General features: G+C 58.6%; 21 protein-coding genes and 2 tRNA genes. 16 read left to right on the top strand and 7 right to left on the bottom strand.

All coding sequences use genetic code 11. The features are described from left to right. Positions 1-205: 205 nt before the first annotated feature. The 12 genes from rimP to ACQ4WL_RS19190 all read left to right on the top strand — a co-directional run bounded on the left by rimP (position 206) and on the right by ACQ4WL_RS19190 (position 14,209). Complete coding sequence (gene rimP, locus ACQ4WL_RS19245; protein WP_034760462.1) at positions 206-694, top strand: ribosome maturation factor RimP; 489 nt, start codon at positions 206-208, stop codon at positions 692-694. Continuing rightward, the gene (nusA, locus tag ACQ4WL_RS19240; protein ID WP_071079176.1) at positions 691-2,256 is read left to right on the top strand and encodes a transcription termination factor NusA; all 1,566 of its coding nucleotides are present in this window, start codon (positions 691-693) and stop codon (positions 2,254-2,256) included. The genes rimP and nusA overlap by 4 nt, the downstream gene beginning before the upstream one ends. Positions 2,257-2,302: 46 nt before the next feature. Continuing rightward, positions 2,303-5,161 carry a translation initiation factor IF-2 gene (gene infB / locus ACQ4WL_RS19235; protein ID WP_436511186.1) on the top strand — a complete coding sequence of 953 codons (2,859 nt, stop codon included), beginning with the start codon at positions 2,303-2,305 and terminating at the stop codon, positions 5,159-5,161. A 114-nt stretch (positions 5,162-5,275) separates the two neighbouring features. After that, entirely contained in the window at positions 5,276-5,698 is a 423-nt protein-coding gene (rbfA, locus tag ACQ4WL_RS19230; RefSeq protein WP_034782531.1) for a 30S ribosome-binding factor RbfA, read from the top strand. Positions 5,699-5,700: 2 nt separating this feature from the next. Then, entirely contained in the window at positions 5,701-6,636 is a 936-nt protein-coding gene (gene truB, locus ACQ4WL_RS19225) for a tRNA pseudouridine(55) synthase TruB (protein WP_436511185.1), read from the top strand. Between the two features lie 207 nt (positions 6,637-6,843). Beyond that, positions 6,844-8,676, top strand: a complete 1,833-nt coding sequence (gene typA / locus ACQ4WL_RS19220; RefSeq protein WP_116743332.1) for a translational GTPase TypA — start codon at positions 6,844-6,846, stop codon at positions 8,674-8,676. Between the two features lie 168 nt (positions 8,677-8,844). Next, on the top strand, positions 8,845-9,795 hold the full coding sequence (gene dusA, locus ACQ4WL_RS19215; protein WP_436511291.1) for a tRNA dihydrouridine(20/20a) synthase DusA: 951 nt from the start codon (positions 8,845-8,847) through the stop codon (positions 9,793-9,795). Next, positions 9,795-10,259, top strand: coding sequence for a hypothetical protein (locus ACQ4WL_RS19210; RefSeq protein WP_436511184.1), 465 nt, complete (start codon positions 9,795-9,797; stop codon positions 10,257-10,259). Before dusA ends, ACQ4WL_RS19210 begins: the two co-directional genes overlap by 1 nt. 519 nt (positions 10,260-10,778) lie before the next feature. Further along, positions 10,779-12,533, top strand: a complete 1,755-nt coding sequence (locus ACQ4WL_RS19205) for a methyl-accepting chemotaxis protein (protein WP_436511183.1) — start codon at positions 10,779-10,781, stop codon at positions 12,531-12,533. Between the two features lie 60 nt (positions 12,534-12,593). Next, complete coding sequence (locus ACQ4WL_RS19200) at positions 12,594-12,941, top strand: energy transducer TonB (RefSeq protein WP_436511182.1); 348 nt, start codon at positions 12,594-12,596, stop codon at positions 12,939-12,941. A gap of 168 nt (positions 12,942-13,109) precedes the next feature. Continuing rightward, complete coding sequence (locus tag ACQ4WL_RS19195) at positions 13,110-13,682, top strand: hypothetical protein (RefSeq protein WP_436511181.1); 573 nt, start codon at positions 13,110-13,112, stop codon at positions 13,680-13,682. A 143-nt stretch (positions 13,683-13,825) separates the two neighbouring features. After that, positions 13,826-14,209: a hypothetical protein gene (locus ACQ4WL_RS19190; RefSeq protein ID WP_436511180.1), complete on the top strand. Its 384-nt coding sequence runs from the start codon at positions 13,826-13,828 to the stop codon at positions 14,207-14,209. 319 nt (positions 14,210-14,528) lie between these two features. Here ACQ4WL_RS19190 and ACQ4WL_RS19185 read toward each other — a convergent pair whose 3' ends face one another. From ACQ4WL_RS19185 to ACQ4WL_RS19175, 3 genes are all read right to left on the bottom strand, one after another. Continuing rightward, positions 14,529-14,978 carry a hypothetical protein gene (locus ACQ4WL_RS19185; protein ID WP_436511179.1) on the bottom strand — a complete coding sequence of 150 codons (450 nt, stop codon included), beginning with the start codon at positions 14,976-14,978 and terminating at the stop codon, positions 14,529-14,531. Positions 14,979-15,236: 258 nt separating this feature from the next. Continuing rightward, positions 15,237-15,512, bottom strand: a complete 276-nt coding sequence (locus tag ACQ4WL_RS19180; RefSeq protein WP_436511178.1) for an FxDxF family PEP-CTERM protein — start codon at positions 15,510-15,512, stop codon at positions 15,237-15,239. A gap of 320 nt (positions 15,513-15,832) precedes the next feature. Further along, a complete protein-coding gene (locus ACQ4WL_RS19175) occupies positions 15,833-17,953 on the bottom strand; it encodes a TonB-dependent receptor family protein (protein WP_436511177.1) in 2,121 nt (706 codons plus the stop codon). 288 nt (positions 17,954-18,241) lie between these two features. Here ACQ4WL_RS19175 and ACQ4WL_RS19170 point away from each other — a divergent pair, with 288 nt between their 5' ends. Further along, on the top strand, positions 18,242-18,688 hold the full coding sequence (locus tag ACQ4WL_RS19170; protein ID WP_436511176.1) for a response regulator: 447 nt from the start codon (positions 18,242-18,244) through the stop codon (positions 18,686-18,688). Positions 18,689-18,911: 223 nt separating this feature from the next. Here the strand turns inward: ACQ4WL_RS19170 and ACQ4WL_RS19165 are convergent. The 4 genes from ACQ4WL_RS19165 to ACQ4WL_RS19150 form a co-directional block, all read right to left on the bottom strand. Further along, positions 18,912-18,987: transfer RNA gene (locus tag ACQ4WL_RS19165), tRNA-His, on the bottom strand. Between the two features lie 142 nt (positions 18,988-19,129). Next, positions 19,130-19,975 carry a glutamate racemase gene (gene murI, locus ACQ4WL_RS19160; RefSeq protein WP_436511175.1) on the bottom strand — a complete coding sequence of 282 codons (846 nt, stop codon included), beginning with the start codon at positions 19,973-19,975 and terminating at the stop codon, positions 19,130-19,132. 66 nt (positions 19,976-20,041) lie between these two features. Then, the gene (locus tag ACQ4WL_RS19155; RefSeq protein ID WP_116743341.1) at positions 20,042-21,583 is read right to left on the bottom strand and encodes a fumarate hydratase; all 1,542 of its coding nucleotides are present in this window, start codon (positions 21,581-21,583) and stop codon (positions 20,042-20,044) included. A gap of 71 nt (positions 21,584-21,654) precedes the next feature. Next, positions 21,655-22,269: a YqhA family protein gene (locus ACQ4WL_RS19150; RefSeq protein ID WP_152253637.1), complete on the bottom strand. Its 615-nt coding sequence runs from the start codon at positions 22,267-22,269 to the stop codon at positions 21,655-21,657. Between the two features lie 293 nt (positions 22,270-22,562). Here ACQ4WL_RS19150 and acs point away from each other — a divergent pair, with 293 nt between their 5' ends. The 3 genes from acs to ACQ4WL_RS19135 all read left to right on the top strand — a co-directional run bounded on the left by acs (position 22,563) and on the right by ACQ4WL_RS19135 (position 26,595). Beyond that, on the top strand, positions 22,563-24,569 hold the full coding sequence (gene acs, locus ACQ4WL_RS19145) for an acetate--CoA ligase (protein ID WP_436511174.1): 2,007 nt from the start codon (positions 22,563-22,565) through the stop codon (positions 24,567-24,569). A 190-nt stretch (positions 24,570-24,759) separates the two neighbouring features. Next, positions 24,760-24,850 (top strand) — tRNA-Ser (locus ACQ4WL_RS19140). 95 nt (positions 24,851-24,945) lie between these two features. Beyond that, a complete protein-coding gene (locus ACQ4WL_RS19135; RefSeq protein WP_436511173.1) occupies positions 24,946-26,595 on the top strand; it encodes a site-specific integrase in 1,650 nt (549 codons plus the stop codon). Positions 26,596-26,884: the final 289 nt, after the last annotated feature.

Raw genomic sequence — 26,884 nt, 5'->3', positions numbered from 1 at the left:
GTTCTCCGCAGGGTTGTTTGGTGGGGAGTGCTTATCTGGTTGGGGAAATACAAGAAGATGGGCAGATGCCCATTTTTTTTTTGTTGAACCGTTTGTCATGGCTCCGCAAGGGGCCATATATGACTTGAATGCGTGTTTTTGCATGTTGTCGGCGCTTAATGTCGTGCTGTCATGCCGAAAACGGGCCTTATTTCTGGAGAATTTCTTGCAGCAGTTGGGATTAATTGAAAAGACAGTTACAGGTCTGGGCTATGAGCTCGTTGATGTCGAACGTGCCGAGCGCGGACTGCTGCGCGTCTTTATTGATTTCAGCGCCGCCGATGCCGCTGAAAAAGGTCCGATCACGGTCGAAGACTGTGCCACGGTGAGTCACCAGTTATCGCATGTGTTGACGGTAGAGAACGTTCCTTACGAGCGTCTCGAGATTTCTTCCCCGGGTCTGGATCGTCCGGTGCGCAAGCTGGAAGACTTTGTCCGTTTCGCAGGCCAGGAAATCATCGTCAAGCTGACTGTGGCGATGCCGGGTACGAACAACCGGAAATCGTTCCAGGGGATCTTGCAAGAACCCGTGGGCGATAAATTGTCGTTGGAATTTGAAGGTAAGGATGGTCCGGCGATGTTGGAGTTTACGCTCGCCGATGTGGATAAGGCACGCTTGGTGCCGCAGGTGGTTTTTAAGGGACGCAAAGCATGAGCCGCGAAGTTTTATTATTGGTTGACGCGCTGGCGCGCGAAAAAAACGTCGATAAAGATGTCGTCTTCGGCGCCCTCGAATTCGCGTTGGCGCAAGCCACGAAGAAACGGTATGAGGGTGAGGTAGACATCCGCGTTTCGATCGACCGCGAAACGGGCGAATTCGAATCGTTCCGCCGCTGGCACGTGGTGCCCGATGAAGCGGGCCTGCAATTGCCGGATCAGGAGATCCTGCATTTCGAGGCAAAAGAACAGATTTCCGATATCGAAGTCGATGACCACATCGAAGAACCGATCGAATCCGTTGAATTCGGCCGCCGTTTCGCCCAGGATACCAAACAGGTTGTCCTGCAGCGCGTGCGTGACGCCGAACGTGAGCAGATCCTGGTCGACTTCCTGGAACGCGGCGATTCGCTCGTCACCGGCACCATCAAGCGCATGGAACGCGGCGACGCCATCGTCGAATCGGGCAAGATCGAAGCGCGTCTGCCACGCGATCAGATGATCCCGAAAGAAAATCTGCGTATCGGCGACCGTGTCCGTGCATACATCTTGCGCATCGACCGCAACATGCGCGGCCCGCAAGTGATCCTGTCGCGCACCGCGCCAGAATTCATCATGAAGCTGTTCGAGCTGGAAGTGCCGGAAATCGAGCAAGGCATGCTGGAAATCAAATCCGCAGCCCGCGATGCCGGCGTACGCGCCAAGATCGCCGTCTACACGGCCGACAAGCGCATCGATCCGATCGGTACTTGCGTCGGCATGCGCGGTTCGCGCGTGCAGGCTGTCACCGGCGAACTCGGTGGCGAACGTGTCGACATCGTGCTGTGGTCGGAAGATCCGGCGCAGTTCGTCATCGGCGCCCTGGCGCCGGCGAACGTGTCGTCGATCATGGTCGATGAAGAAAAACACGCGATGGATGTCGTCGTGGACGAAGAAAACCTGGCAATCGCGATTGGCCGTTCCGGCCAGAACGTGCGCCTGGCCTCGGACCTGACCGGCTGGAAGATCAACATCATGACGGCCGAAGAATCGGCTGACAAAGCTGCCCAGGAAACGGCTGCCGTGCGCATCCTGTTCATGGAAAAGCTCGATGTCGACCAGGAAGTGGCCGATATTCTGGTGGAAGAAGGTTTCGCCAGTCTGGAAGAAATCGCTTACGTGCCAATTTCCGAAATGCTGGAAATCGAATCGTTTGACGAAGATACCGTCAATGAACTCCGTACCCGTGCGCGTGATGCGCTCGTGACCGAAGCGATTGCTTCGGAAGAGGGTCTGGAAGGCATGGACGAGGCGTTGGTAGGTCTGGAAGGCATGGACCGCATTACCGCCGGCAAGCTGGGTCTGGCTGGTATCAAGACCGTTGAAGCATTTGCAGCACTGGCATACGACGAATTTGGCGCAATCCTGGCCTTGTCTGCGGACCGTGCGCGTGAACTGATTACAAGTGAATTTAAAGATGTGACCGACGATGAGATGAAGTTGGTTGACTCGAAATATGACGATCGTGCCAAGGCGTTGCAAGCCAAGGCATGGAGTCTGGCCGAATCCGCAAAGGCTTAATTTGAGTATCTTTATCATCTCCGCGACACATAGAAAAGAGGACTGAATGGCGAGTAACAACGTAGCCCAATTTGCCACCGAACTGAAGATGCCTGCAGATTTGCTGCTGACGCAGCTGCGTTCTGCCGGCGTCGAGAAAAGTTCGACGTCAGATCCATTGTCGAAAGATGATAAGGACAAGCTTTTGGATCATCTGCGCCGCACACACGGCGCAGCGGCTGACACAGAAAAGAAAAAAATCACCGTGACCCGCAAGGAAACGACTGAAATCAAGCAAGCTGACGCCACCGGCAAATCGCGCACCATCCAGGTGGAAGTGCGCAAGAAGCGCACTTTCGTCCAGCGTGACGAAGCTGCGCCGGTCGCAGCAGAACCGGTCGCGCCTGCCGCACCGGTGATCGATCCCGCCGACGTGGCGCGCCGTGAAGAAGACGCCCGTAAACAGGCTGAACTGATCGCCCGCCAGGAAGCCGATCTGCGCGAAAAGCAAGAACGTTTGGCCAAACTCGACGCGGAAAAGGAAGCCCAGGCGAAAGCCACGCAACAGGCTGAATTGGCTGCGAAGAAAGAAGCTGAAGCGGAAGCGAAGAAAGCGGCTGCCAAGGCTGCTGCTGCGCCTGCCGCCAGCGCTGCTGCGCCTGTCGTTGACGACGCCGCTGCCGAAGCGAAAAAAGCTGCTGCCGCTGAAGAAGCGAAGAAGAAGGCCGCTGCCGCTGCTGTTGCCGCCAAGGAAGCCGCTGACAAAGCGGAAGCCACTGACCGTGCACGCAAGGCTGTTGCCGACGAAGTTGCCCAGATCAAGGCCATGATGAACGCGCCACGCCGCGCCATCAAGGCACCTGAACCCGTACCGGTTCCGGTGAAGCCGAAGGCGCCGGAAGGCACCTTGCACAAGCCTGCTGACAAGAAACCTGGCGACAAGCCGGGCGACAAGAAGCCTGCTGTTGCAGACAAGAAATCCATCAAGTCGGCCAATGTGTCGTCCACCTGGTCCGATGACGCGAAAAAACGCGGCACCACCGGTGGTCCTAAGCCACGCGGCAATAGCGGCCCGGGCGGTCGTGACAGCTGGCGCGGTGGCGCGAAGGGCCGTCGCCCGACGCATCATGACGACCGTGAATCGAACTTCCAGGCTCCTACGGAAGCCGTCGTCAAAGACGTGCACGTACCGGAAACGATCACCGTGGCCGAATTGGCACACAAAATGTCCGTCAAGGCATCCGAAGTCATCAAGCATTTGATGAAATTGGGCCAGATGTGCACGATCAACCAGGTGCTGGACCAGGAAACCGCCATGATTCTGGTGGAAGAAATGGGCCACAAGGCGTTCGCCGCCGAGCAGGATGATCCCGAAGCGTTGCTGGCCGATGTGGGCGAGCACGCGCACTTCGAGTCGAAGCCGCGCGCACCGGTGGTCACCGTCATGGGTCACGTCGACCATGGCAAGACCTCGTTGCTCGATTACATTCGTCGCGCCAAAGTGGCATCCGGCGAAGCGGGTGGCATTACGCAGCATATCGGCGCTTACCACGTCGATACGCCACGCGGCATGATCACCTTCCTCGACACCCCGGGCCACGAAGCGTTTACCGCGATGCGTGCCCGTGGCGCCAAGGCAACCGACATCGTCATTCTGGTGGTTGCCGCCGACGATGGCGTGATGCCGCAAACGAAAGAAGCGATTGCCCATGCGAAAGCAGCCGGCGTGCCGCTGGTGGTGGCGATCAACAAGGTCGACAAACCGGGTGGCAACGTGGACCGCGTGACGCAGGAACTGGTTGCTGAACAAGTCGTGCCGGAAGAATACGGTGGCGAATCGCCATTCGTGCCGGTGTCGGCCAAAACGGGTCAAGGTATCGACGACCTGCTGGAACAAGTGCTGTTGCAAGCCGAAGTGCTGGAATTGACGGCACCGGTCGATGCGCCTGCGCGCGGCCTGGTTGTCGAGGCGCGTCTGGACAAGGGCCGTGGTCCTGTCGCGACGATCCTGGTGCAGTCCGGTACCCTGAAACGCGGCGACGTGATTCTGGCTGGCTCTTCGTATGGCCGTGTTCGCGCCATGCTCGATGAGAACGGCAAGTCCATCGCTGAAGCGGGTCCTTCGATTCCAGTCGAAATCCAGGGCTTGACGGAAGTGCCGGTTGCCGGTGAAGAAGTCGTCGTCATGGCGGACGAGCGCAAGGCGCGTGAAATCGGTCTGTTCCGTCAAGGTAAGTTCCGCGACGTGAAACTGGCCAAGCAGCAAGCTGCGAAACTGGAAAACATGTTCGACCAGATGGCCGAAGGCGAAGTGAAAAACTTGCCGCTGATCATCAAAACCGACGTGCAAGGTTCGCAAGAAGCGCTGGTTGGTTCGCTGCAGAAACTGTCGACCTCCGAAGTGCGCGTACAAGTGGTTCACGCCGCTGTCGGCGGCATCACGGAATCGGACGTCAACCTGGCAGTCGCCTCGAAAGCGGTCATCATCGGCTTCAACGCCCGTGCTGATGCCCAGGCACGCAAGCTGGCCGAGTCGAATGGCGTGGACATTCGCTACTACAACATCATTTACGATGCGATCGACGAGATCAGATCGGCGTTGTCGGGCATGTTGGCACCAGAGAAACGCGAAACCGTCATCGGCCAGGTCGAGATCCGCCAGGTTATCCTGGTCTCGAAAGTGGGCGCGATTGCCGGTTGCCTGGTCACCGATGGCGTGGTCAAGCGTGCTTCTTCCGTCCGCCTGTTGCGCAACAACATCGTGGTGTGGAGCGGCGAAATCGATTCCCTGAAACGCTTCAAGGACGATGCGAAAGAAGTTCGCGCCGGTCTGGAGTGCGGCCTGTCGCTGAAGAACTACAACGACATTCAGGTTGGCGACACCCTGGAAGTGTTCGAAGTCCAGGAAATCGCTCGTACCCTGTAATCACAGCAGTATTGGCGCGGACATAGTGATGTCCGCGCAAACACGTGGGGCGCATTGGTCAACGGGCAACCGTTTGACTCATGCGCCCTGCGGCACTTAGGACAGCATAAAATCATGGCTAAACATAGCAAAACCATGCCAGCGCGCGGCTTGCGCGTGGCCGACCAGATCCAGCGCGATCTGGCTGAAATCGTCGCCTACGAGTTGAAAGACCCACGCGTCGGTACGATGATCACCATCACCGAAGTGCAGATCACCCCTGACTACGCGCACGCCAAGGTGTTTTTCACGATGTTGAAAGACAGCAAGGAAGCCATCAAGAACACCACCGAAGGCTTGATGGCCGCGTCTGGCTTCATCCGTGGCTTGCTGGGCAAGCGCCTGCACATCCACACCCTGCCGATGCTGCATTTCGTGCACGACAGCTCGACTTCGCGCGGCATGGAAATGTCCTTGCTGATCGACAAGGCCAACGCCACGCGCGCGGCCGATGCCGAGCCGGACGAAAAGCCAGCAGACAAAGCGGACGAGCAATAAGCGTGGCGGGTCCGAAGAAACCGCCCGGCATCAAGCGGGTGCGCGACCTGGTCGATGGCGTCTTGCTGCTCGATAAGCCCGTGGGCTGGTCCAGCAACGATGCCCTGATCAAGGCCAAGCGCGTGCTGAACGCGAAAAAAGCGGGCCATACGGGCACGCTGGATCCGTTCGCCACGGGCTTGCTGCCGCTGTGCTTTGGCGAGGCCACGAAGTTCTCGCAGGACTTGCTGGAAGCTGATAAAACTTACGAAACCCTGGTGCACCTGGGACAGACGACGGATACGGGCGACACGGAAGGCGCAGTGCTGGAAACGCGCGACGTGAATGTGACGCCGGAGCAGATCGAAGCCGTGCTGGCGCAGTTCCGCGGGCCGATCTTGCAGACGCCGCCCATGTACTCGGCCTTGAAACGGGACGGCAAGCCCTTATATGAGTATGCAAGGGCAGGCATCACCCTGGAGCGCGAAGCGCGCCCGGTGACCATCCACAAGCTCGAGTTCCTCGGCTATGAAGCCCCGTTCCTGAAATTGTCTGTGATGTGCAGCAAGGGCACGTATATCCGCGTGCTGGGCGAAGACATCGGCCATGCCTTGGGTTGCGGCGGCCATCTGAACGCCTTGCGCCGCACGCAGGTGGGCAGCCTGACCCTCGATGGCGTTGTCACGCTCGACGAGCTGACGGCGCATGCCGCGCCGTTGAGCTTGCTGGCGCCCGTCGATGCATTATTGTCGAGTTTCCCAGCCGTCCAGCTGACCGAAGAATTGGCCAAGCGTTTCCTGCATGGCCAGCGCATCGCACTGGGCAAGGAAGAGGTCGCCGTACCAGCCGAACCGGGCAGGGTGCGCGTGTATCACGACAGCAAGTTGCTGGGCACGGGCCAATTGCAGGAATACAGCATCCTGGCACCGGAACGTCTCATTGCCACGGCGCATCAATAAGTCACAGCAACGTCACATTACCCAGCGACACTCTTCAACCAGTGTCGCTTTTTTAAACAAATCGTCCCCGACTGCAGGAGCCGCCAGCATTTTTAGATAGCGTTGCAACGCAACATGCTATACTACGCGGTTCCGGAAATAGATTAGCATTCGGGTATCTCGTACACCTTGTACGCACTCCGCAGTTTTTCAGTAACTACTACGACCATGTCAAATACAAAACGCGCAATTCGTAATATCGCCATTATCGCCCACGTTGACCACGGCAAAACCACGCTGGTGGATCAGCTGCTGCGCCAATCCGGCACCTTCCGTGAAAACCAAGCGGTCGACACCCGAGTCATGGACTCGAACGACCTGGAAAAGGAGCGCGGCATTACGATTCTGTCGAAGAACTGCGCTGTTGAGTACGAAGGCACCCACATCAACATCGTCGACACCCCAGGCCACGCCGACTTCGGCGGCGAAGTGGAACGCGTCCTGTCAATGGTTGACTCGGTATTGCTGCTGATCGATGCCCAAGAAGGCCCGATGCCACAAACCCGTTTCGTCACGCGCAAAGCGCTGGCACTGGGTCTGAAGCCTATCGTCATCGTCAACAAGATCGACCGTCCAGGCGCACGTCCGGACTGGGCCATCAACCAGACGTTCGAACTGTTCGACAAACTGGGCGCTACCGACGAGCAACTCGATTTCCCTATCATTTACGCTTCGGGCCTGAACGGCTATGCCGGCCTGACCGAAGACGTGCGCAGCGGCGACATGAAGCCGATGTTCGATGCCATCCTGCAACACGTGCCTGTCCGTGATGACAATCCGGAAGGCCCGCTGCAGATGCAAATCACCTCGCTCGACTATTCGTCGTACGTCGGCAAGATCGGCATTGGCCGCGTCAACCGCGGTACCGTCAAGGTCGGCCAGGACGTGCTGGTCATCAACGGTCCAGGCGCCACGCCTATCAAAGGCCGCATCAACCAGGTGCTGAACTTCAAGGGCCTGGAGCGCGTGCTGGTAGACGAAGCCGTTGCCGGCGACATCTGCTTGATCAACGGTATCGACGAAATCGGCATCGGTTCGACCCTGTGCGCCCTGGATACCCCGGAAGCGCTGCCTATGCTGACCGTCGACGAGCCAACCTTGACCATGAACTTCATGGTCAACAACTCGCCACTGGCCGGCCGCGAAGGCAAGTTCGTGACCTCGCGTCAATTGCGTGACCGTCTGGACCGCGAACTGAAAGCCAACGTTGCTCTGCGCGTAGCGCCGACCGACGATGACACGATCTTTGAAGTATCGGGCCGTGGTGAATTGCACCTGACGATTCTGCTCGAAAACATGCGTCGCGAAGGCTTCGAGCTGGCCGTATCGCGTCCGCGCGTGGTCTACAAAATGGTCGATGGCGTGCGCCACGAGCCATTTGAAAACCTGTCGGTCGACGTGGAAGAAGTCAACCAGGGCGGCGTCATGGAAGAGCTGGGCCGTCGTCGTGGCGACCTGCAAAACATGGAATCGGATGGCAAGGGCCGCGTGCGTCTCGAGTATCTGATCCCGGCGCGTGGCCTGATCGGCTTCCAGGGCGAATTCATGACCCTGACCCGCGGCACCGGCTTGATGAGCCACGTATTCAACGAATACGCGCCAGTCGACAACACCCGTGGCGAAATGGCTGGCCGTCGTAACGGCGTGCTGATCTCGCAAGATGACGGCGCCGCTGTTGCTTACGCGCTGTGGAAACTGCAAGATCGCGGCCGCATGTTCGTGGTCCACAACGATCCAGTGTACGAAGGCATGATCATCGGTATTCACTCGCGTGACAACGATCTGGTCGTCAACCCGATCAAGGGCAAGCAGCTGACCAACGTGCGTTCGTCGGGTACCGATGAAGCAGTGCGCCTGGTACCACCAGTGCAAATGTCGCTGGAATACGCGGTGGAATTCATCGCCGACGACGAACTGGTTGAAATCACGCCTAAATCGATCCGTCTGCGCAAGCGCTTCCTGAAGGAAAACGAGCGTAAGCGCGCCGGCCGCGACGCGTAATTGTTGTAGTGGTGCGGCGCTGCGTCGCCGCGCCAACCAGACCCGCTGTGCTTGCATAACCTTGCGGTGATGCGACACAGCGGGTTTGCCGTTCTGGATTCCCTTTTTTGTAGCGAGCGTATTGTGACTGTCCCAACCCTGCCTTCCCGCCGCCTGTCCGTTGCCCCGATGATGGACTGGAGCGACCGCCATTGCCGCAAGTTCCACCGCGAAATCACGCGCCACACCTGGCTCTACACCGAGATGGTGACGACGGGCGCGCTGGTGTACGGCGATGTGGAGCGCCATTTGCGCTTCAACGAGGAAGAGCATCCGGTGGCGCTGCAGCTTGGTGGCAGCGATCCGACGGACCTGGCCACCAGCGCGAAACTGGGCCAGCAATGGGGCTATGACGAGATCAACCTGAACTGCGGCTGCCCGTCCGAGCGCGTGCAGAAGGGCGCGTTTGGCGCCTGCCTGATGGCCGAGCCGCAACTGGTGGCCGACTGCGTGAAAGCCATGCGCGACGTGGTCGATATCGACGTCACGGTGAAGCACCGCATCGGCATCGATGACAGTGAGTCGTATGACTTCGTGCGCGATTTCGTCGGCACCGTGGCCGATGCCGGCTGCAAGACATTTATCGTGCATGCGCGCAATGCCATCCTGAAAGGCTTGAGCCCGAAGGAAAACCGCGAAGTGCCGCCCCTCAAGTATGACTATGCCTACCGCTTGAAGCGTGATTTTCCCCAGTTCGAGTTCATTATCAACGGCGGCATCAAGACGCTCGCTGAAATCGACCTGCATTTGCAGCACCTCGATGGCGTGATGCTGGGCCGCGAGGCGTATCACAACCCGTACGTGATGGCGCAGTTCGACCAGCGCTATTACGGCGACGACACACCCGTGAAGACGCGCGAGCAAGTGCTCGAGGCGATGATTCCGTATATTAGTGCGCAGCTGGAGAAGGAAGCGGGACGGCTGAAGCTCAACAGCATCACGCGCCACATGCTGGGCCTGATGCAAAACCTGCCCGGCGCGCGCGGCTTCCGCCAAACCCTGTCGGACTCGAAGAAGCTGGCCTCGGGCGATCCGCGCTTGCTGCTGGAAGCGGTGGCGCGCCTGTCGCTGCCTGCCTGATGAGCGGCGACTGCCACGGCCTCGCGCATCAGATGGACGGCTACCTGCTGGCCGTCAGCGCGCTGAAGGATGATGGCAGTCTCTTCAGGTGTTCCTATCTGGGCGCGCTGCCGCCGCAGGCCTCCTTTGACGCGCTGTGCCGCGCGCTGGAGATAGCGCCGGACGGTTTGCGCCTGCAGCCGATCGAGACGGTCGTGTGGAGCGGCGTCTTGTGCACGCCGCGCCAGTGGCTGCTCGATCGCCTGCACCCGATCAGCGAGGCGGACCGCCAGCCGCTCGACGCGCGTCTGTTCGATGGTTTCGAGCGCGAACTGGCCGAGTTGCTGGGCAGCGAGCCGCACTGGTATCAACTGGTATCGTCCAGCCAGCGTAGTCTGGCCGGTCAATTGGGCGCCATCTGGAGCGTCTTTGTCTTTGGCACAGAGTGCCACGCCTATGTGATGCATTGCAGCTGGGACCGCTGATCCAACTTGTCTATACCGCTGCCCCGGCGCAGTGGTATTGTCCGCACTCCCCCTTCCTCTGAGCTCCTCTCAAAAAACGGTGTCTTATGGCTATGCCATGTGTTGTAAATGCGCTGTTTCGGCGCACGCCCGCACTGTCGTGGGGCATTTCTAAGGTGCAAGAAACGGCGTTGTTGCCATTTCCCCGAAGAAAGTTAATCAGGCATTTATTCAGGTACTTATTGCTTGCTTTGAGGCAAAATTTACACCTATAATTGATTATCGACAAATATTTCTCATATGAATGTTTGATGTTGATCTCACATCAACGGTGTCAGAAATTCAGTGTGTGGAATAAATTTGCATTCGCAGTCACTGGCGTTTTCAGGGCTGTTGTAGACCAGGAAGTACCCCAGGCTGCGTGCGGCCGGATACCGCCAGCATACCAATGGGTAAGGGCGGACACCGGTGTTCCGTGGCCTTCGTCTTGTCGTGCCGGGCAAAAATTCTTATCAATAGTTTCATTTACGAAGAGCCGAAATGAATTTAGCAAAAATGAAGGTTGGTACCCGCCTGGGCCTGGGATTCGCCCTGGTACTGGTTCTGCTGGTGGCCGTGACCATCCTCGGCATCGCGCGCATGGCGCAAATCCAGGAACGTCTCGATCACGTTATTAATGTCAACAATGTCGTCACCCGCCTGGTGATCGACATGCGTGGCAACGTCAGCGACCGCATTACCTCGCTGCGCATCCTCACCCTGATGACCGACGCGAGCGATATGGAGCCAGAAATGGCGCGCATCAAGACGCAGACCAGCACCTATCAGGAAACGCAGAAAAAGCTCGAAGAGAAATTCGCCATTGAGTCGACTGCCGAAGAAAAGACCTTGCTCGCTTCGATCAAGGAATACGAGGCGGCAGCCATGCCGGCCATCGCCAAGGCGTCGGCACTGTGGATGGCCAACGATGCGGAAGGCGCCACGCGCGTGATGATCAAGGAAATCCGCCCGGTACAGAAAAAATGGATCGATGCGCTGGAGCAACTGGCCACCCTGGAAGACAAGTTGAACGAGCAGATGCAATCGGATGCCCGCAAGGCGTTCGACAGCGCGCGCCTGTTCATGATCATCCTCGGCGTACTGGCTGTGGCGATGGGCGTGGCGGCGGCACTGGTGATTACCCGCGGCCTGCTGAAACAGCTGGGCGGCGAGCCTGACTACACGGCATCGATCGCCGGCAGCATCGCCAATGGCGACCTGTCGATCGGCATCCACACCCAGCCTTCCGATACCTCCAGTCTGCTGGCGGAAATGAAGGAAATGCGCGACAGTCTGGTGGGCATCGTCGGCCAGGTACGCGTCGGTACGGAAACCATCGGCACGGCGTCGCGCGAGATTGCCGACGGCAATATCGACTTGTCGTCGCGTACGGAAATGCAAGCCAGCGCGCTGGAAAAAACGGCATCCGCCATGGAAGAGCTGACCTCAACCGTGAAACAGAATGCGGACAATGCGCGGGAAGCCAACAAGCTGGCCGCCACCGCATCGGATGTCGCCATCAAGGGCGGCTCCGTGGTGTCGCAAGTGGTTGACACCATGAGCTCGATCAATGAATCGGCGAAGAAAATTGTCGACATCATCGGCGTGATCGATGGCATCGCCTTCCAGACCAACATCCTGGCGCTGAACGCGGCCGTGGAAGCGGCACGTGCTGGCGAGCAAGGCCGCGGCTTTGCCGTGGTGGCGTCGGAAGTGCGCAACCTGGCCCAGCGTTCCGCTGGCGCCGCGAAAGAAATCAAGATCCTCATCGACGATTCGGCCGAGAAGACGGAACGCGGCACGCGCCTGGTCGGTCAGGCTGGCGTGACGATGGGCGAAGTGGTCGACAGCGTGCGCCGCGTCACCGACATCATGAGCGAGATCGCCAGTGCCAGCCAGGAACAAAGCGCCGGCATCGAACAGGTCAACCTGTCGATCATCGAGATGGATGGCATGACGCAGCAAAATGCGGCCCTGGTGGAGCAGGCGGCTGCTGCGGCGCAAAGCTTGCAAGACCAGGCGGCCGAACTGGCCCACGTGGTCAGCATCTTCAAACTGGTCGATGGCGAAGAGAAGCCGGCAGCATATGTGCCGGCACCCGTGGCTACCGCACCAGTGGCCGTGCGCAAGCCGGCGCCGGCATTGCGCCCGGTCAAGTCGCTGACCCGCAAGGCGGAAGCGGCCGCTCCCGTGGCTGCCGCAGCGCCACGCAAGGCGGCAGGCGCCGGCAGCAATGACGAGTGGGAAGAGTTTTAAGCGCGGTCAACAGCGCACAAGAAATAATAATTACCGTATCTGATAATCATGGGGAAGCACATGTTTGAGAATAAGCGTTTGATGAGTGTTGCAGCAGCCTTGCTGGTGTCCGTTTCTTCCGCCGCCTTCGCGGCCGAGGTGCCGGCGTCGTTCGACGCCAAGACCTGCAAGGCCGACTATCCGAAAGCCTCGCTGATGAACGAAGAGCAGGGCACCGTGTCGATGTCCTTTCTGGTGAATGCCGATGGTAGCGTTGCCGATTCGAAAGTCGACAAGAGCAGCGGCTTCAAGAACCTGGACAAGGCCGCCATCAAGGCCTTGTCGGCGTGCAAGTTCAAGCCGGGCACCAAGGATGGCGCCGCAGCGCAAACCTGGACCAAGGTCGATTACGCCTGGAAGCTGGACTGATCCACGTATCGCCGGGAGCGTCGCTCCCGGCATGGCCGACTCCGCTACGGGCGGCGCCTGCAAAGGTGCTGCCCGTTTTGTTATGTGCGCCAGCCAACGGCACCGTTGCCGCCGATTCTGTTACCCTCGAAACATACCTTCGGGATATCCCACCACAAGAGGCTTACCATGCAGCGCATCCTGACACTTTCCTCCCTGGCCGCCACCGGCTTGCTGCTTTCCGCTTGCGCATCGCTGGGCACGCCCGTGGGCTTGCAGGCGGGGCAGACTGTGGCCGTCGTCAATAGCCTGAGCTGGGACAATCCCTTGACGGGCAAGCGCGACGGCGTGCGTACCAGCTGGCCCATCAAGGATGGCAGGATTGCCCCTGAGTATTTTCCGCTGGCGCAATTGAAGCAATGCGATGCGGACGGCAAGCCTTGCGCCTGGGGCGTGATGCGGGCACAGCGCAGCGCGCCCACTTTGGCCTATGTGGACGGCGGCGTGGACCTGGCGTTGAACCTCTCCATCGATGTGGCGCGACGCCAGGATGCGCGTCAGGGCGAGATGCAAACGGCGATGGCGATTCCGCAGGATGTGGCGGCGCTGGCTGGCAGGCAACAGGTGCAGCCCAGCTGGAAATTGAAGTATGGCAAGGTCGAGCAGGTCGAGCTCGATTACGGCGTGCGCTACCAGGTGTGTGTGCAGCGCTACGATGCAGCCGGCAAGGCCATCGATACCTGCGCGATTCCGTTTATTTGAGGAAACATGCCGCGCTGGCCGCTTGTGGCGGCTTTGCCACATTTCATGTTGCGGCGTGCATCGTGGTGTAACAATCGGTAAAAGCGCAGCAAAGCCCGGCGTAATTTCTTATAGTACTGGTAGTACAGATTAGGAGAATTGCGATGAAAACCCTGTTGGCAGTAATCTCGCTGGCCGCCTTGGGTGGCTGCGCCGTGGCGCCCCCCGGTCCCGCGTATTACGGTTCGCGCGCGCCGCAGGGAGCCTACAATCCTTATGAATGGCATACGGTCTCGTCCGAGCCGGTGCAGTCGGGCCGCGTGATGAGCGCACCGCGCGTGGAATATACGAATGAACCCGTCTACGTGCAGCAGCAACCTGTGTATGTGCAGCAACCTGTGTATGTGCCGGCGCCCGTGTACGCGCCACAACCGTATTATTACAATCCGCCCGTGACGATCGGGCTGGACTTCATGTTTGGCTTTGGGCGCCACGGTGGACACCGCGGCGGCTGGGGTGGACATGGCCGTTACCACGGCCGCCGCTAATCCATTGCGCTTGCATGCAGGACAAAGCCGGACAAGCGTTGCTTGCCCGGCTTTGTCATTTTACTAATGGAAATAAACCGAACCCTGGTGCAGTATGTCCGCCGAGCACAGGATATACACCGCCGCCGCTGCCAGACCTATTTGCAAGGCGCCAAAGCTGATCGGGATGAGGCGGGACATGTCGTACTCCTGAGTGCTGGGGAATGTGTGGTCAGGCTTTCATCATAGGTTGAATTGATGCTCTCGGGCATCGGATGAATGTCCGCCGCGATGTAGGACAACACCTCGTGCCTGGCGCCCCGCCTCGCTCTCCCGCCGCCTAGCGGTTTTTCCAGCGTACTACCGGCTCTTCCGGCGCCGTGTCCGGCACGTTCGAGATCGCCAGCCAGTGTGTCAGGCGTTCCGGATGCTTGAGATTGATGCCCATGCCATCGATGATGCCCACCTGTTCCAGCATGCGCGCATCGATCTTCGCCTTTGACACCGTGGGCGCGCCCATGACCATGCGGTCATACGCCTTGCGCGCCTTGTGCTCCCATTTGTGCAGATTGCTTTCGTCGAAACGGTTCGCTTCGAAGTACACGGTCAGGGTGCCATCGAGATTGCCGAAGCCGACAATGCCCGCGCCCTTGCGGATGGTGGTGGTGTTATCGATGTCAAATTCCGCCGTGGGCACGAAAATGCCGGCGCGGCCATCGATGTCGGGGCGTCCCACGGGGGTATCCTTGCCGTAGGAACTGGTTTCGGTCATGGTTTTTTCTGCAGACATGGTGCGTGTGTGGTGGCCGTGCCGGGAGCGAAAACGGGCCCGGCAGCGCCAGTCATCCTGTTCAAAAAATGCGTGCTGATGATCAGGGCGGGGTAGGGGCCCTGGCGGAGCGATGCTTGGCATTGCTTGATACCTCGCTATTGTAGCGCCAATTTAATTCTTCTTGGCAACATTTCCTGAGGTAATGCCCCCGTTTACCCATGAAAAAAACCGCCCGGCCAGGTGGCGGGGCGGTTGTTGCGCGACGACTTTTCAGATTCAGGCAGCTGTCTTGCGGCGTGCCATGAAACCCAGCAAGCCCAGACCCAGCAGCATCATGGCGTAGCTTTCCGGTTCCGGCACGGCAGTCGTCACCGAGACGTTGTCCAGGTAGGAACCATAGGTCGGTGCGGAGGCCGGGCCGATCGATTCGAAGCGCAGCAAGGTGGACGAACCGAGCGCGGACACGTTCTGGCTGTAGGTTTGCCACACGCCGCTGGTGGTGCCGACCAGTGCCGTTGGTGTGAGCAGGGTGGAACCCCAGTAGACGTTCATCAGGCTGTTAGCGCCGCCAGCCGTATCAGTTATTTAATGATTAATTTAATTTCCTAAATGATATTAAATGGTATCACTAAACATTACTGGAAGTAGATATTTTTCACTAAAAATTTTGTAATTATGAAATCATTTGTGTTTAATGTGAAAATGGTTTCCATGGTGACTTAGTTATGGTGAAGTTAAGTGGAGCGACGCGGCCATGTTTCAACTTGCATCACAGCATCTTTGTGACATGGCGGACGTCAAAAAACCTGCATCGACATTACGACGATGCAGGTTTTTTTGTCAGGCGCACGCGCCGGGCGTGCTGCCGAGCGTTAAAACGCCAGCCGTCCTTGCAGGTAGACCATGCGCGGCGCGCCCACCATCTTGCCCAGGTTGCCGTCCGAAGTGCGCGTGAAATAGCGCTTGTCGGCGAGGTTGTTGACGCCGGCGACCAGTTCCAGGCCCTTCTGGCCCGGCACTTTCCATTTTACTTGCGTGTTCCAGGTGCGAAAGCCCGGAATGACGCCCAGGTTGCCGGCCGGGTTTTCCGCCACGGTGTTGGCTTCGTCGGCGAACTGGCGGCTCTGATGGCTGCTCGACAGGTCGAAACCCCAGGCATTCAGCTGGTAGTGGGCGCCGACGGTGTCCGTGTTGCGCGAATAGAAGGGCACGTCATTGCCCGCGTTCGTGCCATCCTGCAAGGTCGCCTTGGTGTAGGTGTAGGTGGCATACGCATTCAAGCCGGCCAGCGGGCCGGATTGGTCGAAGTGGTAGTCGATGGCCGATTCCAGGCCCCGGTGGTGCGTGGCGCCCACGTTGTAGAAGACGGCGTTCTCGCCGCTGCCCACGGACTGGATCTGGTTGTCGAACTTGATGTTGAACAAGGTCGCTTCGGCCGACAGCTGGCCGCTCTTCCAGCGCGCGCCCAGCTCGGCTGTTTTCGCCAGTTCCGGTTGCAGCGGATTCTTGCTTGACTGCGCATTGAGCTGCGTGTTTTGCACGGCGCCAAACGAGCTGTTGTAGTTGCCGAACAGGGTCACGTTGTTGCTCAGCAAGTAGGCCACGTTCAGCGAAGGCAGGGCCTTGTTGTTGAGCAATTCGATCTTCTGATCGACCGGCAAGTGGTTGTAGCGTTCCGTTCTGATGTGCTCGTAGCGCACGCCGGGCGTGATGCGCCAGGCGCCGATGGCGATCTTGTCATCGATATACACGGCTTGCGCATCGGTGGCATTGTCGGCAAAGCGCGTCGGCTTTTGTTGTACGCCGCTGGCGATGACGACGTTGTAGATGGTTTCATCGGCCCGCTCGGCCAGGTAGCGGTAGCCGACGGTGACGTCCTGTGTGACCTTGCCGGTAATAAAACGCTGCGTGTAGCGCGGCTCGATGGCCGTCGTTTCATAGTTGCGCGGCTGGTGGCCCAGGCCTTTCAGGTTGGCGCTGATCAGGGTGCTTTCGCGCGAGCTCTTGTAGTAGTAGCTGCGCACCTCGAATTCCTGCGTGCCGGACAGGGCATTCAGGTAGCCGATGTCGAAGGCCTTGCGCTCGCCGCTCCAGAAGTCAGTCGGGCGCGTGTTCTGGAACGGGTCCGCCTGGTATTGGGCGGCGGTCAGGCCGCCCGGCGTGCGCGACGTCACGTCGTAGTAGGACAGCTTGCCGTAGACCTCGGCTGTCGGGCTCAGGTCGTAGCGAAATTTCAGGGCGAAATCGTTGACCTTCTCGTCGCTGCCGACGCGCCAGTCGCTGCCGCGGATGCCCGAGTACAGCACGGCCAGGCCCAGGCCGCTGTCGAGCTGGGTGCCGGCAAACACGCTGGCCTGCGTGTTGTGGCCCACTTCGCTGTAAGAGTTGTAGCGCACGCTGGCGTCGCCCGTGATGCCGGGTGTGGTGGGCACGCGGCGCGTCTTGAAGTTGATGATGCCGCCCACGTTTTGCGGGCCGAAGCGCACGGCGCCACCGCCGCGCACCACATCGACCGTCTCGACATTGGCCAGGCTGACGGGCGCGAACGACAGTTGCGGCTGGCCATACGGCGCCACCGACATCGGGATGCCGTCGAGCAACACCGTGCTGCGCGGCGAATAGCGTCCGGCCAGGCCGCGCACGCCGATGTTCAGGGCGATGGCGCTGCCGGCGCTGCCCGAGTTGTCGCTGATCTGCACGCCGGGAATGCGGCGCATCACATCGCTGAGGCTGCTCGCGCCCGAGTTGTCGATATCGTCCTTTTGTACCACCGTGCGTGCGCCCGCGAAATTTTTCGTACTGGCGGCCATGCTGGTGCCAAGCAGGTTGCTGCTGACCTGGATGGATTCGAGGATGGGACCGGCGTTATCGGCTGTGCTAGCCGTATTGGCTTCCTGCGCCTGCGCGGCAAGGGAAGTGCCCAGGCAGGCGAGGGCAATGGCCAGCGCGCACGGGCGCAGCGACAAGGGCAGTGGGGACAGTGTGGCGGCCATGCATGGATCTCCGTAATGACAATGTTTGCGCAGGCAATCAGGCGGCGCGACAACAGCGTGGCGTGGGCGTCCGGCGCAAGGGGATAAGAATGATAATGATTCTCATTTTATCCGTCAATTGTGCAAACTGCGTAGGGCCGGCTTTCGCCGCGCGAGGGTAGGGAAGTGTTGCTGGCGCGGTACAGCGGGGCGCCTGGATTGCTGTTTGGCACCATTGCTCGGGTGCGGCGGCATTGCACGTGCTTCTTGTATACTGCCGCTTTTGCAGCCGTCAGACGTGAAGGTACAATGAGCCAGACAACTGAAACGACACCAGGCAGTTCCTCCGTGGAACGCCGCCAGGGCGACCAGCCGGCAAGTGCTGCGCGCAAACTCAATCTGCTGGTGGTCGACGACAACCAGGAAGTGGGCGAATCGCTGGCCATGCTGCTCGAAGCGCTGGGCCACCACGCGGTGGTGGTGCGCAACTGGCAGATGGCCGTCGAGCAAGTCAAGCTGTGCGTGCCCGACGCCGTCTACCTCGACATCGAAATGCCCGGCATCAGCGGCATCGAAATCGGCCGCCGCCTGCACCACAATCCCGAGACGGCCAACGCCGTGCTGATCGCCGTCACCGGCCACAGCCTGCCGATGTACATGGACGACGCGCTGGCCGTCGGCTTCCGCCACTTCCTCGTCAAACCCGTGCGCCTGGAAGACCTGGCGACGACGGTGCAGTCGGTGCTGACGGGGTAGGTTTTCCGCTGCCACACCTGATGAGTGGTCAGGTGTTCAGTACTGCGGCGCGAAATTGCAAGCCGAGTGCATGCGTCACCTTCAAAATGGTGTCGAAGCTCGGATTGCCTTCGCCGGACATGCTGCGGGAGAAGAGGGCTGATGTTGCCTCATGAGTGTGCGCTGGAATGAAAAAAGGGTTACAAGCCGAAGCATGTAACCCTTTAATTTACCACTAATTCTGTGGGGTGGCTGATGGGGCTCGAACCCACGACAACAGGAATCACAATCCTGGACTCTACCAACTGAGCTACAGCCACCACTGTCTTACTTACCTGTTTAGCTGTTTTGCTGAACAGGTGCCGAATTATACAAAGAACTCGGCGAAGTGGCAAATCTAAATGCAGTCTTTTTTGAAGAATCAAAAGATTGCATGAAAACGCTCGCTTTTGCTCACGCCGCTCACACGGCCAGGTGGGCAACGGGCGGCTGCAAGTCCAGCAAACCGTCGAAGGCTTTCGCCAAGGACTCGACTGTGGCCGTCGTGTAGCCCTGCAGCTGCGGGGCCTCGTTGTCGCTGCGGCGCAGGCTTGCCGCGTCGAGCAAGCGGGCCAGCTGGCGCGCCACGGCGTCGCCCGTGTCCACCAGCGTGATCTGTTCCTGCGTATGCGCGCGCACCGTGCGTGCTATGGCGTCCTGCACGAAGGGGTAGTGCGTGCAGCCGAGCACCAGGGTGTCGACGCCTTGCGCCAGCATGGGCGCGATGTAGCGTTCCAGCATAGTGCTGGTGGCGTCCTGCGGGTCATTGCCCAGCTCGCACTGCTCGATGCGGTCGGCCAGGCCGATGCAGGGCTGCAAGATGAACGTGGCGCCCGTGGCGGCGCTCACCTGTTCGCGCAGGGCCAGCAGCTTGTCGCCGCGCAAGGCGCGTTCCGTGGCCAGCACGGCGATCTTGCCGTTGCGGCTGATGGACGCCGCCGGTTTCAAGCCCGGTTCGACGCCGACGATGGGCAGGTCGGGATAGCGCGCGCGCAGCGCCTTGATGGCGGCGATGGTGGCCGTGTTGCATGCTACCACCAGCGCTTTCGCGCCTTGCTGCAATAAAAAGGCGGTGATCGCCAGCGAACGGTCGACCACTTGTTGTTCCGTCTTGTCGCCATACGGCGCATAGGCGGAATCGGCAAAGTACATCAAATCTTCCTGCGGCAGCTGCGCGCGGATATGGCGCAGCACCGACAGGCCGCCCACGCCGGAATCAAAAATGCCGATGGGCGCGTCCGGGCGGGCAATGCTTGCAGTAAAAGTCATAGGGAACCGTTGAAGATAAAAAAACGCCGCGCTCTGTTGCCGCGCGGCGTCTATGGTAGAGCTTGTTTAAGCGACCGTCACGGGAATCTTGCTGACGCTATTGAGTTGCTCGATCTTCGCCTGCCACTCTTTCGGGCCCGTGTTGTGCACCGAAGTGCCTTTCGCATCCACGGCCACCGTTACCGGCATGTCGACGACGTCGAATTCGTAGATCGCTTCCATGCCCATGTCGGCAAAGCCCAGCACCTTGGCGTGCTTGATGGCTTTCGACACCAGGTAGGCGGCGCCGCCCACAGCCATCAAATAGGCCGACTGGTGCCGCTGGATCGATTCGATGGCGACCGGTCCACGCTCGGCCTTGCCGATCATGGCGATCAAGCCCGTTTTTTCCAGCATCATGTCGGTGAACTTGTCCATGCGCGTGGCGGTGGTCGGACCGGCCGGGCCGACGGCTTCGTCGCGTACCGGGTCGACCGGACCGACGTAGTAGATGACGCGGTTCTTGAAGTCGACCGGCAACTCTTCGCCACGGGCCAGCATGTCCTGGATGCGCTTGTGCGCGGCGTCGCGGCCCGTCAGCATCTTGCCGTTCAACAGCAAGGTCTGGCCCGGCGTCCACGAAGCGACTTCTTCTTTCGTCAAGGTATTGAGGTCGACGCGCTTGGATTTTTCCGTGTCCGGCGTCCAGTGCACTTCCGGCCACGACGACAGCGATGGCGGCGTCATGTAGGCAGGGCCGGAGCCGTCGAGCACGAAGTGGCCGTGGCGGGTGGCGGCGCAGTTCGGGATCATGGCGACCGGCTTCGACGCGGCGTGCGTCGGATGCATCATGATTTTCACGTCGAGCACGGTCGTCAGGCCGCCCAGGCCCTGCGCGCCGATGCCCAGCGAGTTGATCTTGTCGCATAGTTCGATACGCAGTTCTTCCAGTTTATTCTGCGGGCCGCGCTGTTTCAGCTCAAACATGTCGATGTCTTCCATCAACACTTCTTTTGCCATCAGCATGGCTTTTTCAGCCGTGCCGCCGATGCCGATGCCCAGCATACCTGGCGGGCACCAGCCGGCGCCCATCGTTGGCACCGTCTTCATGACCCAGTCCACCAGCGAATCGGACGGGTTCATCATGATCATCTTGGATTTGTTTTCCGAACCGCCGCCCTTGGCAGCGACTTTCACGTCGACGGTATTGCCTTCGACAAGTTCCATGTGCACCACGGCTGGCGTGTTGTCCTTGGTGTTCTTGCGGTCGAAATGCGGGTCGGCCACGATGGAGGCGCGCAGCTTGTTGTCGTCGAAATTGTACGCGCGGCGCACGCCTTCGTTGACGGCGTCGGTGACCGTGCCGGAGAAGCCTTCGAAGCGCACGCCCATGCCGATTTTCAGGAAGACGTTGACGATACCCGTGTCCTGGCAGATAGGACGCTTGCCTTCCGCGCACATGCGCGAGTTGGTCAGGATTTGCGCGATCGCATCTTTTGCCGCCGGGCTTTGCTCGGCCGCGTAGGCGCGCGCCAGGTGCTCGATGTAATCAGCAGGGTGGTAGTAGCTAATGTACTGCAACGCTGCGGCGACGGATTCGATCAGGTCTTCTTGCTTTATGACAGTCATGGTGTTCTCGCGGTGGATAAGAAGGGTAAGACTTTGATGCTGTTTGCTAATCAGTATGGGAGCACCGGAACTTAGTGGGGGGCTCTGGCTTGGTTCTGCGTGACCGTCATAATGCGGTCCGTGTACGCAATCGCCATCGCCGACAGGATGAAGACCATGTGTATCACCGTTTGCGCGATGATCACTTCGATCTTGTACGAGTTGGCGTTGATGAAGGTCTTCAGCAGGTGGATGGACGAAATGCCGATGATGGCCATCGCCAATTTTGTCTTCAGCACGGACGCATTCACATGCGACAGCCATTCCGGCTGGTCCGGATGGTCATCGAGGTGCATGCGCGAGACAAACGTTTCATAGCCGCCGATGATGACCATGATCAACAGGTTCGAGATCATGACCACATCGATCAAGCCCAGTACCACCAGCATGATGGTCGCTTCATTGAGCTTGGTTGGCAGGGCGCCGCCCGGTACGGCCACGGCAGTCAGGACGTGCTGCAGGGCCGCGTCATTGCCAAACACGGCGCCGATCAGGTCCGACAGTTCCACCCAGAAATGAAATACGTACACGCATTGGGCAAGGATCAGGCCCAGGTACAGCGGCAGCTGCAGCCAGCGCGACATGAAGATGAAGGCGGACAGGGGATGCAGTTTGCTATGGGAGGGCTTTTGTGAGTGGTCGATCATCTGGAGTTTCCTGGGGGTAAATACCAATTTTTGGTATGCCCGACATTTTACACTTGCTGTTGATCACTGCGCATGCCCTCGATTTGGATTCTTGGCCTTGATGAAACACAAAGTGGCATCAAGTAGTTGCGGTGTTGTCAGTTTTCCATCCTGAAGGCTGGACGGCGCGCGCTTGACGCCCGTCGCAACTGGCGATTATGGTTAGAATGGATCGAGGAAAACGTTGCCTGTAAGGCGTCAGTAAGACAGCAGGAATATTGTGTTAACAAACAATTACTACACTGGAGACTAGCATGGCCGCTATAGAGAACCAAGGGCAGGGCACACAGCAGCAGGGACCGGAAGAGTCGCGCGTATTTGAACCGTCGGCAGCGTTTGCCGCACAGGCAACGATTTCCGGCATGGACGCCTACCGCGCCATGGTGGCCGACGCCGAACGCGACTACGAAGGCTTCTGGGCCAAGCTGGCGCGCGAAAACCTGAGCTGGAAAAAGCCGTTCACCCGCACCCTGAACGAAGACGACGCGCCGTTCTACAAATGGTTCGAAGACGGCCAGTTGAACGTGTCGTATAACTGCCTGGATCGCAACATCGAAAACGGCCTGGGCGACAAGACGGCCATCATCTTCGAAGCGGACGACGGCACTGTCACCAAGGCAACGTATACCGAGCTGCACGAAAAAGTCTGCAAGTTCGCCAACGGCCTGAAAGCCAAGGGCATCGCCAAGGGCGACCGCGTCATCATCTACATGTCGATGTCCGTCGAAGGCGTTGCGGCTATGCAAGCGTGCGCGCGCATCGGCGCCACGCACTCCGTCGTGTTCGGCGGCTTCTCGGCAAAGTCCTTGCAGGAACGCATCATCGACGCGGGCGCCGTGGCCGTCATCACGGGCGACGAGCAATTGCGCGGCGGCAAGAAGCTGCCATTGAAATCCATCGTCGACGAAGCGCTGGCGCTGGGCGGCTGCGAGTGCGTGAAAAACGTCATCGTCTACAAACGCACGGGCAGCGACTTGCCGATGGTGGCCGGCCGCGACACCTGGCTGCACGATCTGGTCGAAGGCCAGTCGGCGCAATGCGAACCGGAATGGGTCGATGCCGAGCATCCACTGTTTATCTTGTACACCTCCGGTTCGACGGGCACGCCAAAGGGTGTGCAGCATTCGAGCGGCGGCTACCTGCTGTGGGCCGCGCTGACGATGAAGTGGAGTTTCGACATCAAGCCCGACGACGTGTTCTGGTGCACGGCCGACATCGGCTGGGTGACGGGCCACAGCTACATCGCGTATGGCCCGATGGCCGTGGGCGCGACGCAAGTGGTGTTCGAAGGCATCCCGACTTACCCGAACGCGGGCCGTTTCTGGGAAACCATCAAGAAGCACAACGTCAGCATCTTCTACACGGCGCCTACGGCCATCCGTTCGCTGATCAAGGCTGCCGACGTGGACCCGAAAGTCCATCCAAGCAACTACGACCTGACCAGCCTGCGCCTGCTGGGTACGGTTGGCGAGCCGATCAATCCGGAAGCATGGATGTGGTACTACAAGCATATCGGTGGCGAGAAATGCCCGATTGTCGATACCTTCTGGCAAACGGAAACGGGTGGTCACATGATCACCCCGTTGCCAGGCGCCACGCCGATGGTCCCCGGTTCCTGCACCCTGCCATTGCCGGGCATCATGGCCGCCATCGTCGACGAAGCGGGCCAGGACGTGCCGAACGGCCAGGGCGGTATTTTGGTGGTGAAGCGTCCATGGCCATCGATGATCCGCACGATCTGGAATAACCCCGAGCGTTTCAAGTCCAGCTACTTCCCGGAAGAACTGGGCGGCAAGATGTACCTGGCAGGCGACGGCGCCATCCGCAACAAGGAAACGGGCTACTTCACCATCACGGGCCGCATCGATGACGTCTTGAACGTGTCGGGCCACCGCATGGGCACGATGGAAATCGAATCGGCCCTGGTAGCCAACCCGCTGGTGGCCGAAGCGGCCGTGGTGGGCCGTCCGGACGACACGACAGGCGAATCGATCTGCGCCTTCGTGGTGCTCAAGCAAGCGCGTCCGACAGGCGAGGAAGCGAAACGACTGGCGCTGGAGTTGCGCAACTGGGTCGGCAAGGAAATCGGCCCGATCGCGAAACCGAAGGAAATCCGTTTCGGCGACAACCTGCCGAAAACCCGCTCCGGCAAAATCATGCGCCGCCTGCTGCGCGTGCTGGCCAAGGGCGAGACGATCACGCAAGACGTGTCGACCCTGGAAAACCCGGCGATTCTGGATCAGCTGAAGGAAACGTCTTAACAGACAGGCCAGTCCCTCCGGAAGGGCCGTGCGCAGCACTGTGGCGCATCCTTCCACCGGGCCTGGCCAAACTTTTACCCCAGGGTAAATAACTTTGGCAGTCCGTAGAATCTTTGCTATAATCTGCGGCTTCGCGACAAGCGATATGCAGTACACAATGTGAGCAAGCAAGACGCGCGCATTGCCTTCAGGAGAGATGGCTGAGCGGCTGAAGGCGCACGCCTGGAAAGCGTGTATAGGGTAATACTCTATCGGGGGTTCGAATCCCCCTCTCTCCGCCAAGAATTACTAAGCCCTTGATTATTCAAGGGCTTTTTTATTTCTACAACGACTAAGGTGTCCCAAGACGGTGTCCCATTTCATAGGGAACTCTATCTTGAAACTGCCTTCACACCTTGCGAAGTCGCGCCACGGCGTCTTCTACTTCCGTCTGACCTTCAAACTTGGTGGCTGCACCAAGGAAAAGCGCATTTCTCTGAGGACAAAAAATTCTCAGGAAGCCAGGTTCAAAGCTATGTGTCTGTCTGGGATAATGGCTGTTCAGAATCACAAGAAAGAACAGACAATGGCCACTGACTACTTCACCACAGCCGCAGGCATTGCCACCCCTGGTCCTGATAGTAACTTTCTGTTGAACTTCCTAAACCGCGTCAACCGCGAACAGTTAGCAGAGCTGTCTGGCATTCCATTGGCCGAAGTAGAAGCCCTGTTCACAACAACGGCACCAGACACCCGCAAGCTCGATATTGAACTGGGCGGCATCAGCCTTCGTAACATCAACACCGATGACGACGCTAACCGAGCCATTCATATCCTCAAGACGCTCAATCTGTCGCCAGAAGCTCTTGCAGCGCTGATTGCTGGCCCGAATCCCGTTCAATTGCCACAGGCAGCACCCACCCCACCTGTGCAGCAACAAACAGCAGTAGAAGGCGGCACAACCATTCAAGAAATGATCCCAAGGTTTGCTACCCGTAAAAAGGACAAGCTTTCCTCAAAGACTCTTTATGAATACGGTAACTATCACCGGAAGTTTGTGGAGTGGCTTGAACTCAGGAAGAAGAAAAAGCATATTCCTGTTCACAGCATTACACGTGCAGACGTAGCGGACTTTATTGACGACCTTCTTGCAGATGGCATTGCGCCGCAGACTGTCACCCAAAAGTACCTTGCTGCTATCAGTGGTTTGTTTGAGCTTGCTCAGTCTATTGGAGTCTTGCCAGAAGGTCAGATTCTTGTCAGCCGTGGGCACAAGGTCTTTACCAAGCAGGATGCGAAAAAGTCAGCGTCAAGAAGGAGCTACAAGCCGTTTAATGACGATGAGTTACGGCTGATTTTCAAGCCTGACCTGTTGAGTAAGGCAAAGCAACCGGCTGATTTTTGGTTGCCTATGCTGGCACTTTTTACTGGTGCGCGAGTCACTGAGCTTTCTCAAATGGACATTGCTGACATTCAGAAGCACGGTGAAATCTGGGCGTTGTCCATCAATGATGAAGGGGATAAATTGCTCAAGACCCCCGCAGCTACACGTCTGATCCCGATCCATCTGACACTTATTGAATGCGGCTTCTTGGACTATCTGAAAGACGCTGGCAAGTATGGAACAAAGCTGTTCCCGTACCTGACGCCTGATCAGTTCGGTTCATACGGGAATCGGACAAGTGAGAGGTGGGGCAAGTATCTTGATGAACTGAATATCACTGACCGTCAAAAGGGCTTCCATTCGTTCCGTAGCACTTCTAATGGCTGCTTGAAGCATAACGGCGTGACAGAGGAAAACCGCTGCCAGTTTGTTGGACACGAACACGATACGGTAAATTCAGCAATCTATTCTGAACCTCACAGGTTGCCTTTTTTGCTGGAGAACGTAGCCAGTAAGCTGGATTATCCATGTATTGACTTTGCTAAGCTGCAATACAAGCAAGGGCAATTTGATAAAGTACTTGCTAAAGAGTGCGCTGCTAAAAACAAACGGCTTCTGCATAATCAAGCCAAAGAAGAGCGGATGGCAAGAAGGAAGCAATAGTTGCATAGAAGGGCTGGTGGGAGCTAGGAGCGGCTATGAAAAGCCCTCGTTGCGGCTGCATTGCAGTATCAGGCGGCAACATTTGCTGTACAGTACAGTAGCTATAGGTAGGATTTTAGGTATGCTGATGATGAGCCTAATGCTTATGCTGCCGGTGATGAATTTCTTAATGATGGAATACCGGAGCCCCGTTGGCACCAGCAAGTGCTAAGAGGGTTATAGATAAAGATTGCTGACAAGTAGCTTCCCCACGAGAGTGGGATGAAGTTGCTGGCGAGCGAAGAGAAAA

Source organism: Janthinobacterium kochi, assembly GCF_051380715.1.
Classification (GTDB): domain Bacteria; phylum Pseudomonadota; class Gammaproteobacteria; order Burkholderiales; family Burkholderiaceae_D; genus Janthinobacterium.
Note: the sequence above shows the minus strand (reverse complement) of the source record. Positions and strands in the feature narration are given on the sequence as shown.